Below are 14,022 nucleotides of genomic sequence, written 5' to 3'. Positions count from 1 at the left end.
AGGCGGCCATCTTAGCAGGCCGAAGCCCCGCAAAGGGTGAACTATACTGCGTCCACCAGCCGGGGGAAGGTCCGTGACGCGGCATTTTCATGTGGTGATGTGGGTACTCGTCAGCCTCTGGCCCAGTCTGCTGCTGGCCGACGCGCTGCGTTGGGGCTTCGGTCCGGCCGACGGCATGCCTTATGTTCAAGTGAGCGACCACACCCTGCTCGGCGGCTTCATCCAGCGTCTCGGCGAACGCATCGCCCAGGACCTTTCCGTCCCGGTACGCTTCATCGAAACCCCTAACAAGCGCATCGAGGAATCCCTCAGGAAAGGGCGCATCCACCTGATTTGCAACATGAATCCGGAGTGGGTGGTGGACGCTTCGGCCTATCGCTGGTCGCCGCCGCTGTTCGAAGAAGAGGATGCCCTGCTGCAGCACCGCGACACCCCGACCATCGGCGGCCTGGCCGACCTGCGGGGAAAGGTGCTGGGCACCAGCCTGGGCTATGCCTACAGCATGCCGTTGATGGAAGCCTTCGCGAACCACGCGGTGAAGCGCAAGGATGTGCGCGACCTGGACACCAGCCTGAACCTGCTCAGTCGCAAGCGCCTGGACGCCATTATCGACATGCGTCGCGCCCTCGCCTATGAACTGGCCCAGCGCCCGGACGCGCCCCTGGTCTTCAGCCCCTGGGTGGTGGAGCGCTATCGCCTGCATTGCGTCTATGGCAGTCAGTTGCCGATACCGGCCGAGCGCCTGGACACGGCACTGCAGCACCTGCGGGACAGCGGCGAACTCGAATCAATGCTGCTGGGGGAACAGCAACGCGCCGGCCTTCAGGACCGCTGAGAATCCGGCGCCGGCAAGCGCTCCAGGGCCGCCCGCGCTTCTGGGCTCTGCGCCGCGCGCCAGGCGCGGAAGGCATCCAGCTCGCCGCTCCAGGTCTTCAGCACCCAGGCCAGAACCGCCAGGTCGTCGACGAACCCCATGCCCACCAGCCAGTCGGGCAGTGCATCGAGCGGCGTGACGAAGTAGAGCAAGGCCCCCACCACGGCGAGAAATGCCTTCGGGTTGATTTGCCGGTATTCGCCACGCAACCAGGCATTGGCAAGGGACAGTAACAGTCGCAGGTCATCTTTCACTGCACCGAGCCGACCGCTCTGGCTCGCGCTCTTGCGCGACACCGCCAGCAGCAGCGAGGGCAAACGCCCACCGGCGAGGAAACGCTGTGCCAGCGTCAGGTAACGCTGGAAATTCCACGGAGCTTTCATCGGTACTCCTCGGCTGAGGCCTGGCCTAGAGGGCTTGGCGTGGTTATCCACGAATTCTGTGGATAAGCTTGTGAACAGTTTTCCACAGAGCAAGGCAAAGGCCCATGTCACGCGGCCCCGCGACAGATCGGGCAAATTTTACCCAGGGCCAAAAGATCAGCAAAATCAAGCATTTGACCAGTCGGTCGGCAGTGCGACCGCAGGTCGCATCCAGCATGGGCCTGGTTACCCGGTGATGTGCATAACCGTAACACTTTCCAGGCGCTCCATTCTTCTTGTGACCGAAAGGTCGGTTCCAGGCTCGAACAGGACCGTCACCAGAAATGCAAACGCCCCGTCGAACGGGGCGTTTGCCAGGACGCTGCGACCGCTTACTGCTGGTCGGCGGCGGCCGGGTCCTTGATGCCGAGCAGTTCCAGATCGAACACCAGCACCGAGTTGGCCGGAATGGCCGGGCTCGGGCTCTGCTCGCCGTAGGCCAGCTCGCTGGGGATATAGAGCTTGACCTTCTCGCCCACGTGCATCAGTTGCAGGCCTTCGACCCAGCCGGGAATCACACCATTGACCGGCAGGTCGATGGGGCTGCCGCGCTGGATGGAGCTGTCGAACACGGTGCCATCAGTCAGCTTGCCTTCGTAGTGAACGGTCACCACATCGCTGGCCTTGGGCTGCTGACCTTCGGCCTTCTTCACGATCTCGTACTGCAGGCCGGAGGCAGTGGTCACCACGCCTTCGCGCTTGCCGTTGTCTTCAAGGAACTTCTTGCCCGCCTTCGCATTCTCGGCGTTCAGTGCGGTCATGCGCTCCTCGGCACGCTTCTGCAGGAACGCGAAGGCTTCGACCAGCTCTTCATCCTTCAGGCGCTGTTCCTTCTTGCCGATGGCGTCTTCGATACCCTGGGCAACGGCCTTGGAATCGAGGTCATCCATGCCTTCCTGGGCCAGGCTCTTGCCCATGTTCAGGCCGATGCCGTAGGAGGCCTTCTGGGCCGGAGTCTTGAGTTCGACGCTGGTCTGCGAATCGCAACCCGCGAGAACCAGGCCCACCAGGGCCACAGCGGCTGCCAACCGATGTTGTTTCATGCTGAATCCTTGTCTGTGCCGTGATGGCAATACGATGGAACGGCGAGCTTAGCAGGCCGCCGCGAGAAGTGGCTATGGGCAATGAGAACTGAGATTTGGCAATAAGTTCAGCGTCTTGCACCGCATCACGCAAGCCATTGCGCCGGTGCCGTAGGAACTTTCCGCCGGGCAAAGAAAAAGCCCCCAGGCATGACTGCCTGAGGGCTTTTGGATGGCGCAGCGGACGGGACTCGAACCCGCGACCCCCGGCGTGACAGGCCGGTATTCTAACCGACTGAACTACCGCTGCGCGTAACCGCGAAAATGGTGGGTGATGACGGGATCGAACCGCCGACCCTCTGCTTGTAAGGCAGATGCTCTCCCGGCTGAGCTAATCACCCGGATGCGTCCAACGAAGCAACGCACACTAAATGAAAAGCCCCCAGGTGTTACCTGAGGGCTTTTAATATGGCGCAGCGGACGGGACTCGAACCCGCGACCCCCGGCGTGACAGGCCGGTATTCTAACCGACTGAACTACCGCTGCGCGTAACTGCGAGATGGTGGGTGATGACGGGATCGAACCGCCGACCCTCTGCTTGTAAGGCAGATGCTCTCCCGGCTGAGCTAATCACCCTTCACTCTCGAAGTGGGGCGCATTCTAGAGAGGTATCCGGACCCTGGCAAGCCCTCTTTCAAAAAAAATTTCTCATGCCTTCCAAAGGCTTAGCTCAGGGTTGAGCCCAACGCCTCCCGATGAGAATAATGCGCGCTTTGTGTCCGGAGGTTATCCCCCTATGTGGTTTCGCAACCTGCTTGTCTATCGCCTCACCCAGGATCTGAACATCGATGCCGAGGCGCTGGAAGCCGCGCTGGCCACCAAACCGGCTCGACCCTGTGCCAGCCAGGAGCTGACCACCTACGGCTTCGTGGCGCCCTTCGGCAAGGGCGCGGATGCGCCGTTGGTGCATGTCAGCGAAGGTTTCTTCCTGGTGGCCGCGCGCAAGGAAGAGCGCATCCTCCCCGGCAGCGTCGTGCGTGATGCCCTGAAAGAGAAGGTCGACCAGATCGAAGCTGAGCAAATGCGCAAGGTCTACAAGAAGGAGCGCGACCAGTTGAAGGACGAGATCGTCCAGAGCTTCCTGCCACGCGCCTTCATCCGCAAATCCGCCACCTTCGCCGCTATCGCCCCGGCCCAGGGCCTGATCCTGGTGGACGCCTCCAGCCCCAAGCGCGCCGAGGACCTGTTGTCCACCCTGCGTGAAGCCATCGGCTCGCTGCCGGTGCGTCCGGCCTCGGTGAAGATCGCCCCCACCGCCACCCTCACCCAGTGGGTCCAGACCCAGGAAGCCGCCAGCGACTTCTATGTGCTGGACGAGTGCGAACTGCGCGACACCGACGAAGACGGCGGCGTGGTGCGCTGCAAACGCCAGGACCTGACCAGTGACGAAATCCAGCTGCACCTGACCTCCGGCAAACTGGTCACCCAGCTGTCCCTGGCCTGGCAGGACAAGCTCTCCTTCATCCTCGACGACAAGCTGGTGATCAAGCGCCTGCGCTTCGAAGACCTGCTGCAGGAAAAGGCCGAGCAGGACGGCGGCGACGACGCCCTCAGCCAGCTCGACGCCAGCTTCACCCTGATGATGCTGACCCTGGTGGAGTTCATCCCGCAGCTCTTCGAAGCCCTCGGCGGCGAAGAGATCCCCCAGGGCGTCTGACCCTTCCGAGCGCCGGCCCCGAGCCGGCGCTTTCACGTTGACGACAAGGATCGACCATGCGTGCCCTCGCCGCCTTCAGCCGTTTCATCGGCAACACCTTCGCCCTGTGGATCTTGCTCTTCGCCGTGCTGGCCTTCTACCAACCGGCCTGGTTCCTGCCGCTGACCGCCTGGATAGTCCCGCTGCTCGGCCTGATCATGTTCGGCATGGGCCTGACGCTGAAGGCCGCCGACTTCCGCGAGGTCGCCCGACGCCCGCTGCGGGTGCTGATCGGCGTGCTCGCGCAGTTCATCGTCATGCCGGGACTGGCCTGGCTGCTCTGCAAGCTGCTGCAACTGCCGTCGGAGATCGCCGTGGGCGTCATCCTGGTGGGTTGCTGCCCCGGTGGCACCGCCTCCAACGTGATGACCTGGTTCTCCCGGGGCGACGTCGCCCTGTCGGTGGGCATCACCGCGGTGACCACCCTCCTCGCCCCACTGGTGACCCCCGCCCTCATCTGGCTGCTGGCCTCGGCCTGGCTGCCGGTAGAGTTCGGCGCCCTGTTCAAGTCCATCCTGCAGGTGGTGCTACTGCCCATTGCCCTCGGCCTGGTGGCGCAGCGCCTGCTGGGCGAGCGGGTCCGGCTGGTGGTGGACGTGCTGCCGCTGGTGTCGGTGGTGAGCATCGTGGCGATCGTCGCGGCGGTGGTCGCCGCCAGCCAGGCGAAGATCGCCGAATCCGGCCTGCTGATCATGGCCGTGGTGGTGCTGCACAACGGCCTGGGCCTGTGCCTGGGTTACCTGGCCGGGCGCTTCTTCGGTCTGCCACTGGCCCAGCGCAAGACGCTGTCCATCGAGGTCGGCATGCAGAACTCCGGCCTCGGCGCCGCCCTGGCCAACGCGCACTTCTCTCCGCTGGCCGCAGTGCCCAGCGCCCTGTTCAGCGTCTGGCACAATCTGTCCGGCTCCCTGCTGGCGGCCATCTTCCGGCGCATGGACGACGGCACCAGCCAACCCGGACGACAGTAGCCCTCCATCCCACTTCATCCGGCCGGACTTGTCCGGCCGACCAGAATGTGCAAAATATTGCGCAGCGTAAGGACGACCTTACCACTCTGCGAGTGATCACCGGGGACGGCCCCATTCCAATGTGTCGTCAACGGGAGGTCACCATGTCCTGGATCATTCTTTTCTTCGCCGGCCTGTTCGAAGTGGGTTGGGCCATCGGCCTCAAGTACACCGACGGCTTCAGCAAGCCGCTACCCACCGCCCTCACCGTCCTCGCCATGCTCATCAGCCTGGGCCTGCTCGGCCTGGCCATTAAGGAATTGCCGCTCGGCACCGCCTACGCCATCTGGACCGGCGTGGGCGCGGTCGGCACCGTGATCGCCGGCGTCATCCTGTTCGGCGAATCCATGGCACTGGTGCGCCTGCTCAGCGTCGCGCTGATCATCAGCGGTCTGATCGGCCTCAAGCTCAGCCACTGACGCGGCCACGAAAAAGCCCTCCGGGTGGCGGGCTTGTTCACTCAGCGGGCATCACCCCGCAATTCAGCCACCTGCAGTTGCAGGGCCTGGCGGTCAGCCAGGTCCGGCGACAGGGGCGCGCCGGCAACCAGACGCACCCGCGACCAGAAGCGCCGGAAGACGCCCTTGGCCGGGTCGCGGCTGAAGAAGCTGCCCCAGAGCCCCTGCAACGCCATGGGAATCACCGGCACCGGGTTCTCCTCGAGGATGCGCTCGATGCCGCTCTTGAACTCGTTCAACTCACCGTCGCCGGTCAGCTTGCCCTCGGGGAAGATGCACACCAGCTCGCCGTTGCGCAGGTACTCGGCAATCTTCTTGAAGGCCGCGTCATACACCAGCAGGTCCTCGTGGCGCGCGGCGATGGGCACGGTGCCAGCCGTGCGGAAAATGAAGTTCAGCACCGGCAACTGGTAGATCTTGTAGTACATGACGAAACGCACCGGCCGTCGTACCGCGCCACCGATCAGCAAGGCATCGACGAAGGACACGTGGTTGCACACCAGCACCGCCGCGCCCTCCTCCGGGATCGCGTCCAGCCCCTTGTGCTCCACGCGGTACATGGAATGGCCCAGCAGCCAGACCAGGAAACGCATGCTGAACTCGGGGACGATCTTGAAGATGTAGCTGTTCACCGCGATGTTCATCAGCGACACCACCAGGAACAGCTCGGGAATCGCCAGCCCGGCGACGCTGAGCAAAAGGATCGAGACGATCGCCGAAACCACCATGAACAGCGCATTGAGAATGTTGTTCGCGGCGATCACCCGCGCACGCTCGTGCTCCGCCGTCCGCGCCTGGATCAGCGCATAGAGCGGCACGATGTAGAAGCCGCCGAACAGGCCAATGCCGAGGATGTCGGCGAGGATCAGCCAGGCCTGGCCATGGCCCAGCAGCGCCAGCCAGTCATGGGGCACGGCGCCCTGGGGAAATGCGCCGGAATGCCACCAGAGCAGCAGGCCGAACAGCGTCAGACCGATGGAGCCGAAGGGCACCAGACCGATCTCCACCTTGCCGCCCGATAGCCGCTCGCAGAGCATCGAACCCAGGGCGATGCCCACCGAGAACACAGTGAGGATCAGGGTCACCACGCTTTCGTCGCCGTGCAGCAGTTCCTTGGAATAGGCCGGGATCTGGGTGAGGTAGACCGCGCCGAGGAACCAGAACCAGGAGTTGCCCACCAGCGAGCGGGACACCGATGGCCGCTGGCCCAGACCGAGGCGCAGGATCTGCCAGGACTGGCGGAAGATGTTCCAGTCCAGCCTGAGCTCCGGCAGGGCCGCCGCCGCACGGGGGATGCCCCGGCTGGCGAGGTAACCCAGGCTGGCGGTCAGGACGATGGCGCAAGCCACCACCGGCTCGTAGCGCTCGGCGGACATCATGATGCCGGCGCTGATGGTGCCCGCGAGGATGGCCAGGAAAGTGCCCATCTCCACCAGCGCGTTGCCGCCCACCAGCTCATCCTCCCGCAGCACCTGGGGCAGGATCGAGTACTTCACCGGGCCGAACAGCGCCGAGTGGGTGCCCATGGCGAACAGCGCCAGGAACAGCAGCGGCAGGCTGTCGAGATAAAAACCCAAGGCGCCCACCGCCATGATCGCCACCTCGGCCAGCTTGATGGCGCGAATCAGCGCGTCCTTGGCGAATTTTTCGCCAAACTGCCCGCCGAGGGCCGAGAAGAGGAAGAACGGCAGGATGAACAACAGCGCGCAGAGGTTGGTGAACAGGCTCTTGTCGCCGGAAATGGCGAGCTTGTAGAGGATGGCGAGGATCAGCGACTGCTTGAAGATGTTGTCATTGAAGGCGCCGAGCAACTGGGTCACGAAGAACGGCAGGAATCGCCGCGTGCCCAGCAGGGTGAATTGCGAGTGTTGGCTCATCGTCCTTAATACCTGGTGGTTGGCTGGGGAACCGCACATCGCTGATTGGACAGCAGATGGCTGGCCGAAAGCCACATTCACCGCGAAGATCTTCCAGGGGGAAAACCCTGTAGGAGCGAATTGATTCGCGAAGCAGCCCGGTGGACGGCGTTGACGAACCGCGGCACGAGTCCCTTTCGCGATTGAAATCGCGCCCACAGAGCCGCTCAGACCGGCAACTGCCCCAGCGCCCAGCGCAGCAGGAAGAACAGCACCAGGCCACCGAGGATGGTCGCCAGCAGGTGGCGCGTCAGGGCGGCGATCAGGATGGCGCCCAGCCCCGCCAGCAGGTAGGCGTTGTCCAGGGCGAGCCGCAGGTGCTCGCCGTCGGGCATCAGCATCCCCGGAACCACGATGGCGGTCAGTACCGCCGTCGGCACATAGTGCAGGCCCTGGCGCACCAGCGGTGGGAAGCTCAGGTTCGGCCAGGCGAACAGGCTGTAGCGGATGGCGAAGGTGATGGCCGCCATGCCGAGGATCAGGCTCCAGGTTTGCATGAGATGTCCTCCCTCATCAGGTCCAGGCGATAACGCCGCTCCAGCACCACGCCGACCACGATTCCGCAGAGCGCCGCCACCATCAGCCCCAGCTTGTAGGGCAGCCCCTGGCAGGTCAGGGCCACCGCGCCGGCCACCAGCGCGGCGGCCACCTGCGGCTTGTTGCGCAGCATGGGCACGACGATGCCGATGAAGGTGGCGAGCATGGCGAAGTCCAGGCCCCAGGCCGCCAGGTTGGGCACCGCCTGGCCGAAGAGCACGCCGACCAGGGTGCACAGCTGCCAGTTCAGGTACATGGCCAGGGCCGCGCCGAGGAAGTACCAGTGCTTGTGTGGCGAGGCATCCGCCTCGGCGTAGCGGTGCTGCACCACGGCGAAGGCTTCGTCGGTCAGCCAGAAGGCCAGCGGCATCCGCCAGCGCGTTGGCAGGTGGCGCACGAAGGGTTGCAGGGTGGCGCTGTAGAGGGCGTGACGCAGGTTGACCACGAAGGTGGTCAGCAGCACCACCGCCGCGCCGGCGCCGCCACTGAGCAGGGTAATGGCGATGAACTGGGACGAACCGGCGAACACCAGCAACGACATGCCGAGGGTTTGCCAGGCGGACAACCCGGCGCCGCTGGCCAGGGTGCCAAAGATGATGCCGAAGGGGATGGCGCCGACGATCATCGGGATGATGTCGCGGGCGCCACGGATGAACTCGCTGATACGGGACATGGGGCCTCCTTGTCCCGAAAGGCTAGCGCCCGGCCGTCAATGGGTCTTGAACGATCTTGCGCAGGCGTTGCGGTACTCGCCCGGCCCCACGCCGTAGGCCTGCTTGAACTGGCGGGTCAGGTGGCTCTGGTCGGCGAAGCCCAGTTGCGCGGCCACCCCGGCCGGCGCGCAACCGGCCTTGAGCAGCGCGCGGGCCTGGTCCAGCCGCTGCTGCTTGAGCCAGGCATGGGGCGGCAGGCCGGTGGCGCGGCGGAAGGTCCGGGCGAAATGGAAGGGCGAGAGCCGGACTTCGGCGGCCAGCGCCTCCAGGGACGGCGGTTCGGCCAGGCGTTCACGCAGCAGGTCCTTGGCCCGCAGCACCGCCAGGGGCTCGCGTCCGGGCAGGCCCGGTTCGGGCAGCTTCGAATGGCGGCGAAACAGCGCCAGCAGCGCCTCGCGCCAGGCGGTCTGCTGCTCCAGGGCGCTGGCCTCGCCTTCCAGCAACCGGTGGAGGTTGACGAACCAGCGCACCAGGTCCGGGTCCCGGTGCACGCTGCCGATGAAGGCCGGCATGCCCGCCAGCGGCAGTTCGAGTTCGTCCAGCGCGCCGCGCACCAGGGCGATGTCGGGATAGAACACCCGGTAGCGCCAACCCTCGTCATGCCCCTTGGAGCCGGTATGCACCTCGTCCGGGTTGATCAGCGCCAGGCTGCCGGCACCGGCCAGGTGCTCGACGCCGCGATAGCGGTAACGCTCGGCACCGGCTTCGAGCACGGCGATCACATAGCCGTCGTGCACATGGGGGGCGAAGCGGTGCTCGATATAACGCGCGGACAGCAGCTCCAGACCATCGAGGTGGCCCGCCTGCCAGAAATGCGCGTCTTCCCGTGGCTCGCCCATGGCCTATGCGCTGAACAGCGCCTCGAGGCGTTGCTTCACGTCCGGCCAGTCACGGTCGGTAATGCTGTAGAGCACGCTGTCGTCCAGCCGGCCGTCGGCCAGGCGGCGATGGTTGCGCAGCACACCCTCGCGCTGGGCGCCGAGCTTCTCGATGGCGCGCTGGGCGCGCAGGTTGCTGGCGGCGGTCTTCAACTCCACCCGCACCAGCTGCCATTCCTCGAAGGCATGGCGCAGCATCAGGTACTTGATCGAGGCGTTCAGGCCACTGCCGTGCTCGCCGGCCGCCAGCCAGGTCCAGCCGATCTCGGCGGCCGGCAGGCTGGGCAGGAAATCGGCGAAACGGGTGGTGCCCACCAGGTTGTCGCCCAGGCGGATGGCGAATACCACCGCCTGCCCGTCCCGCTGCGCGGCCAGGCCCTGGCGGTACCAGTCGGGACGCAGCGGGCCGTTCATGTAGGCCAGCGCCTCACGGTTGGCTTCGGCCAGGGTCACCAGCGGCGGGATATCGGCCTCCACCAGCGGATCGAGGCGCAGGGCGCCGCGCTGCAGGGTGACCGGTTGTGGATTGAACATCTGCGCCCTCCTCAGGCGAAAGAACCCTGCCGGATGAGAACGTCGCGCAAAGCGGAAGTGCCAGCAGGTCCCCGCGCGGAACAGACGGAACGGCGCGGGCGAACGAGCACGCTAGCAGCCCCGGTGCGGGCGCTCAAGAGCGCCTGCGACCTTGGTCGCAGCCGCCTGACGAATTGTTGCCTTTGGTGCGAAACTGCTGGAACTCGAACACCGGCGGGCCCGCCCCGCCACCGCCGCATCCGGAGTCGCAATGTCGCTGTCCAGCGGGCTGATCGCCACGGTCGCCTTCCTCTACATGGCCATCCTCTTCGCCATCGCGTTCTATGGCGACCGCCGCAGCGCGCCGCTGTCGCCACGCATGCGCGCCTGGGTCTACAGCCTGTCGCTGGCGGTGTACTGCACCAGCTGGACCTTCTTCGGCGCCGTCGGCCAGGCCGCCGGGCAGGTGTGGAACTTCCTGCCCATCTACCTCGGCCCCATCCTCCTGCTGCTGGTGGCGCCCTGGGTGCTGCAGAAGATGGTGCTGATCAGCAAACAGGAGAACATCACCTCCATCGCCGACTTCATCGCCGCGCGCTACGGCAAGTCGCAGGCCCTGGCGGTGGTGGTGGCGCTGATCTGCCTGGTCAGCGTGCTGCCCTACATCGCCCTGCAGCTCAAGGGCATCGTCCTCGGGGTGAACCTGCTGATCGGCCCGGGGGCGGAATCCGCCGGCACCCGCGCCCAGGACACCGCGCTGATCGTGTCCCTGGTGCTGGCCCTGTTCACCATCCTCTTCGGTACCCGCAACCTCGACGCCACCGAGCACCACCGCGGCATGGTGCTGGCCATCGCCTTCGAGTCGCTGGTCAAGCTGCTGGCTTTCCTCGCGGTGGGCGCCTACGTCACCTTCGGCCTGTTCGATGGCTTCGACGACCTGTTCGCCCGCGCCCGCAGCGCCCCGCAGCTGGAGCACTACTGGTCGCAATCCATGGACTGGTCGTCGGTGATGGTGCAGACCGGCGTCGCCATGCTGGCCATCATCTGCCTGCCCCGGCAGTTCCACGTCACGGTGGTGGAGAACATCGAGCCGCGCGACCTGCGCCAGGCACGCTGGGTCTTTCCGATCTACCTGGCCCTGGCGGCGCTCTTCGTCGTCCCCATCGCCCTGGCCGGGCAGATGCTGCTGCCCAGCGGGGTGATTCCGGACTCCTTCGTCATCAGCCTGCCGCTGGCCGAGGCCCATCCGGCCCTGGCGCTGCTGGCCTTCATCGGCGGCGCCTCGGCCGCCACCGGCATGGTGATCGTCGAAGCCGTGGCGCTGTCCACCATGGTCTCCAACGACATGCTGCTGCCCTGGCTGCTACGCCGGCAGAACGCCGAGCGCCCCTTCGAGGTGTTCCGCCACTGGATGCTCTCGGTACGCCGGGTGAGCATCGTGGTGATCATCCTGCTGGGTTACGTCAGCTACCGTCTGCTGGGCTCCACCGCGAGCCTGGCGACCATCGGCCAGATCGCGTTCGCCGCCATCGCCCAGCTCGGCCCGGCGATGATCGGCGCGCTGTTCTGGAAACAGGCCAACCGCCGTGGCGTGTTCGCCGGCCTCGCCGCCGGCGCCGCGCTCTGGGCCTACACCCTGGTGCTGCCGGTGGTGGCGCGTGGCCTGGGCTGGCCGCTGGAGAACTTCCCCGGCCTGGCCTGGATGATGGCCAACCCGCTGCAGCTGCCCATCGAGCCCCTGACCCAAGGCGTGTTGCTATCGCTGGCCGGCAACTGGCTGCTCTTCGCCTGGGTCTCGGTGTTCTCCCGTACCCGCGTCTCCGAACACTGGCAGGCCAGCCGCTTCGTCGGCCAGCAGGTCTCCGCCCGCGCCAGCTCGCGCACGCTGCTGGCGGTGCAGGTGGACGACCTGCTGATGCTGGCCGCGCGCTTCGTCGGCGAGGAGCGCGCGCGGCAGAGCTTCATCCGTTTCGCCTACCGCCAGGGAATCAGCTTCAACCCGGCGCAGAACGCCAACCAGGACTGGATCACCCACACCGAGCGCCTGCTTGCCGGCGTGCTCGGCGCCTCCTCGGCGCGGGCGGTGGTGAAGGCCGCCATCGAAGGCCGCGAGATGCAGGTAGAGGACGTGGTGCGCATCGCCGACGAAGCCTCCGAGGTGCTGCAGTTCAACCGTGCCCTGCTGCAAGGCGCCATCGAAAACATCACCCAGGGCATCAGCGTGGTGGACCAGTCCCTGCGCCTGGTGGCCTGGAACCGTCGCTACCTGGAGCTGTTCGACTATCCCGAAGGCCTGATCAGCGTCGGCCGGCCCATTGCCGACATCATCCGCTACAACGCCGAGCGCGGCCTGTGCGGACCGGGCGAAGTGGAATCCCATGTCGCCCGGCGCCTGTTCTGGATGCGCCAGGGCACCCCGCACACCTCCGAGCGGCTGTTCCCCAACGGCCGGGTCATCGAGCTGATCGGCAATCCCATGCCCGGCGGCGGCTTCGTCATGAGCTTCACCGACATCACCGCCTACCGCCAGGCCGAGCGCGACCTCAAGGACGCCAACGAAGGCCTGGAGCAGCGCGTCGTCGAACGCACCCAGGAGCTGTCCCAGCTCAACCAGGCGCTGATCGAGGCCAAGGGCACGGCGGAGTCCGCCAACCAGTCCAAGACCCGCTTCCTCGCCGCCGTGAGCCACGACCTGATGCAGCCGCTCAACGCCGCGCGACTGTTCTCCGCGGCCCTCGGCCACCAGCAGGATGCCCTGCCCCGCGAGGCCCGCGAGCTGGTCAGCCACCTGGACAGCTCGCTGCGCTCGGCCGAGGACCTGATCACCGACCTGCTGGATATCTCGCGCCTGGAAAGCGGACGCATCACCCCCGACCGCACGGCCTTTCCCCTGGCCTCGCTGTTCGACACCCTGGGCGCCGAGTTCAAGGTGCTGGCCCAGGAACAGCGCATGGACTTCCGTGTGCGCGGCAGCAAGCTGCGGGTGGAAAGCGACATCAGGCTGCTGCGCCGCGTCCTGCAGAACTTCCTCACCAACGCCTTCCGCTACGCCAAGGGGCATGTGCTGCTGGGCGCACGGCGCGAGGGCGACCACCTGCGCCTGGAGGTCTGGGATCGCGGCCCGGGCATCCCGGAAGACAAGCGCAAGGTGATATTCGAGGAATTCAAGCGCCTGGACAGCCACCAGACCCGCGCCGAGAAGGGCCTGGGCCTCGGCCTGGCCATTGCCGACGGCCTCTGCCGGGTGCTCGACCACAAGCTGGAAGTGCGTTCCTGGCCGGGCAAGGGCAGCGTGTTCAGCGTCACCGTGCCGCTGGCCCGCGCCCAGCAGCCGTTACCGGCGCGGCAGAAACAGGCCGATACCAACGGCCAGGCGCTCAATGGCACCCAGGTGCTGTGCATCGACAACGAAGACAGCATCCTCACCGGCATGCACAGCCTGCTGTCACGCTGGGGTTGCCAGGTGTGGACCGCGCGCAACCGCCTGGAATGCGAACACCTGCTGGCCGAGGCAGTCCGCCCGCAACTGGCGCTGGTGGACTACCACCTGGATGAAGGGGAAACCGGCACCGAGCTGATGGCCTGGCTGCGCACCCGTCTGGGCGAGCCGCTGCCCGGCGTGGTGATCAGCGCCGACGGCCGCGCCGAACTGGTGGCCGAAGTCCACGCCGCCGGCCTGGATTACCTGGCCAAACCGGTGAAGCCGGCCGCCTTGCGGGCGCTGATCAGCCGGCACGTGAACCTGCGCTGAAATCAAATGGTGGATAAAAGAGCGTTATCCACCCTTGCCCGGGCATGCGTTTCGTAAGGTGGACCACGCTTCACCGGTCCACCATTCGCGGCCCGGCCAAACACAGCGGGTGGATCCCCCACCGAGTTCATTCGCGATGCCGGCCAACGGGCCGCTCGCGGCCCTTCGCGAATGA

General features: G+C 66.0%; 12 protein-coding genes and 4 tRNA genes. 5 read left to right on the top strand and 11 right to left on the bottom strand.

The window, feature by feature from the left end; all coding sequences use genetic code 11:
- Positions 1-97 precede the first annotated feature (97 nt).
- A complete protein-coding gene (locus PJW05_RS07245) occupies positions 98-835 on the top strand; it encodes a substrate-binding periplasmic protein (RefSeq protein WP_442969246.1) in 738 nt (245 codons plus the stop codon).
- Here the strand turns inward: PJW05_RS07245 and PJW05_RS07240 are convergent.
- From PJW05_RS07240 to PJW05_RS07215, 6 genes are all read right to left on the bottom strand, one after another.
- Complete coding sequence (locus PJW05_RS07240) at positions 823-1,257, bottom strand: YkvA family protein (RefSeq protein WP_271411038.1); 435 nt, start codon at positions 1,255-1,257, stop codon at positions 823-825. The two genes, PJW05_RS07245 and PJW05_RS07240, sit on opposite strands and share 13 nt — an antisense overlap.
- Positions 1,258-1,628: 371 nt before the next feature.
- Positions 1,629-2,339, bottom strand: a complete 711-nt coding sequence (locus tag PJW05_RS07235; RefSeq protein ID WP_271411037.1) for an FKBP-type peptidyl-prolyl cis-trans isomerase — start codon at positions 2,337-2,339, stop codon at positions 1,629-1,631.
- Between the two features lie 212 nt (positions 2,340-2,551).
- Positions 2,552-2,628 (bottom strand) — tRNA-Asp (locus tag PJW05_RS07230).
- Positions 2,629-2,643: 15 nt separating this feature from the next.
- Positions 2,644-2,719, bottom strand: a tRNA-Val gene (locus PJW05_RS07225).
- A gap of 68 nt (positions 2,720-2,787) precedes the next feature.
- Positions 2,788-2,864, bottom strand: a tRNA-Asp gene (locus tag PJW05_RS07220).
- A 14-nt stretch (positions 2,865-2,878) separates the two neighbouring features.
- A tRNA-Val gene (locus PJW05_RS07215) sits at positions 2,879-2,954 on the bottom strand.
- A gap of 160 nt (positions 2,955-3,114) precedes the next feature.
- On the opposite strand from PJW05_RS07215, the gene rdgC reads away from it, so the two are divergent.
- From rdgC to sugE, 3 genes are all read left to right on the top strand, one after another.
- Positions 3,115-4,035: a recombination-associated protein RdgC gene (gene rdgC, locus PJW05_RS07210; RefSeq protein WP_271411036.1), complete on the top strand. Its 921-nt coding sequence runs from the start codon at positions 3,115-3,117 to the stop codon at positions 4,033-4,035.
- A gap of 56 nt (positions 4,036-4,091) precedes the next feature.
- A complete protein-coding gene (locus tag PJW05_RS07205) occupies positions 4,092-5,042 on the top strand; it encodes a bile acid:sodium symporter family protein (RefSeq protein ID WP_271411035.1) in 951 nt (316 codons plus the stop codon).
- A 143-nt stretch (positions 5,043-5,185) separates the two neighbouring features.
- Positions 5,186-5,500, top strand: coding sequence for a quaternary ammonium compound efflux SMR transporter SugE (sugE, locus tag PJW05_RS07200; protein ID WP_271411034.1), 315 nt, complete (start codon positions 5,186-5,188; stop codon positions 5,498-5,500).
- Between the two features lie 41 nt (positions 5,501-5,541).
- Here sugE and PJW05_RS07195 read toward each other — a convergent pair whose 3' ends face one another.
- The 5 genes from PJW05_RS07195 to PJW05_RS07175 all read right to left on the bottom strand — a co-directional run bounded on the left by PJW05_RS07195 (position 5,542) and on the right by PJW05_RS07175 (position 10,117).
- Positions 5,542-7,416, bottom strand: a complete 1,875-nt coding sequence (locus tag PJW05_RS07195) for an MFS transporter (protein WP_271411033.1) — start codon at positions 7,414-7,416, stop codon at positions 5,542-5,544.
- Between the two features lie 206 nt (positions 7,417-7,622).
- Entirely contained in the window at positions 7,623-7,952 is a 330-nt protein-coding gene (locus PJW05_RS07190; protein WP_271411032.1) for an AzlD domain-containing protein, read from the bottom strand.
- On the bottom strand, positions 7,934-8,665 hold the full coding sequence (locus PJW05_RS07185; RefSeq protein ID WP_271411031.1) for an AzlC family ABC transporter permease: 732 nt from the start codon (positions 8,663-8,665) through the stop codon (positions 7,934-7,936). Before PJW05_RS07185 ends, PJW05_RS07190 begins: the two co-directional genes overlap by 19 nt.
- A 36-nt stretch (positions 8,666-8,701) precedes the next feature.
- Positions 8,702-9,544 (bottom strand): AraC family transcriptional regulator, encoded by an 843-nt coding sequence (locus PJW05_RS07180; protein ID WP_271411030.1) that lies wholly within the window; start codon positions 9,542-9,544, stop codon positions 8,702-8,704.
- A 3-nt stretch (positions 9,545-9,547) separates the two neighbouring features.
- Entirely contained in the window at positions 9,548-10,117 is a 570-nt protein-coding gene (locus tag PJW05_RS07175; protein ID WP_271411029.1) for a GNAT family N-acetyltransferase, read from the bottom strand.
- Between the two features lie 250 nt (positions 10,118-10,367).
- On the opposite strand from PJW05_RS07175, the gene PJW05_RS07170 reads away from it, so the two are divergent.
- Positions 10,368-13,847, top strand: coding sequence for a hybrid sensor histidine kinase/response regulator (locus tag PJW05_RS07170; protein ID WP_271411028.1), 3,480 nt, complete (start codon positions 10,368-10,370; stop codon positions 13,845-13,847).
- Positions 13,848-14,022: the final 175 nt, after the last annotated feature.

The sequence above is a fragment of the Pseudomonas sp. Q1-7 genome (assembly GCF_028010285.1).
Taxonomy (GTDB): Bacteria; Pseudomonadota; Gammaproteobacteria; order Pseudomonadales; family Pseudomonadaceae; genus Metapseudomonas.
Note: the sequence above shows the minus strand (reverse complement) of the source record. Positions and strands in the feature narration are given on the sequence as shown.

Bases quoted from the DNA above. Each gene is read 5' to 3' on its own strand.
- PJW05_RS07245 (WP_442969246.1), top strand. From the start codon at position 98: ATGTGGGTACTCGTCAGCCTCTGGCCCAGTCTGCTGCTGGCCGACGCG.
- PJW05_RS07240 (WP_271411038.1), bottom strand. From the start codon at position 1,257: ATGAAAGCTCCGTGGAATTTCCAGCGTTACCTGACGCTGGCACAGCGT.
- PJW05_RS07235 (WP_271411037.1), bottom strand. From the start codon at position 2,339: ATGAAACAACATCGGTTGGCAGCCGCTGTGGCCCTGGTGGGCCTGGTT.
- rdgC (WP_271411036.1), top strand. From the start codon at position 3,115: ATGTGGTTTCGCAACCTGCTTGTCTATCGCCTCACCCAGGATCTGAAC.
- PJW05_RS07205 (WP_271411035.1), top strand. From the start codon at position 4,092: ATGCGTGCCCTCGCCGCCTTCAGCCGTTTCATCGGCAACACCTTCGCC.
- sugE (WP_271411034.1), top strand. From the start codon at position 5,186: ATGTCCTGGATCATTCTTTTCTTCGCCGGCCTGTTCGAAGTGGGTTGG.
- PJW05_RS07195 (WP_271411033.1), bottom strand. From the start codon at position 7,416: ATGAGCCAACACTCGCAATTCACCCTGCTGGGCACGCGGCGATTCCTG.
- PJW05_RS07190 (WP_271411032.1), bottom strand. From the start codon at position 7,952: ATGCAAACCTGGAGCCTGATCCTCGGCATGGCGGCCATCACCTTCGCC.
- PJW05_RS07185 (WP_271411031.1), bottom strand. From the start codon at position 8,665: ATGTCCCGTATCAGCGAGTTCATCCGTGGCGCCCGCGACATCATCCCG.
- PJW05_RS07180 (WP_271411030.1), bottom strand. From the start codon at position 9,544: ATGGGCGAGCCACGGGAAGACGCGCATTTCTGGCAGGCGGGCCACCTC.
- PJW05_RS07175 (WP_271411029.1), bottom strand. From the start codon at position 10,117: ATGTTCAATCCACAACCGGTCACCCTGCAGCGCGGCGCCCTGCGCCTC.
- PJW05_RS07170 (WP_271411028.1), top strand. From the start codon at position 10,368: ATGTCGCTGTCCAGCGGGCTGATCGCCACGGTCGCCTTCCTCTACATG.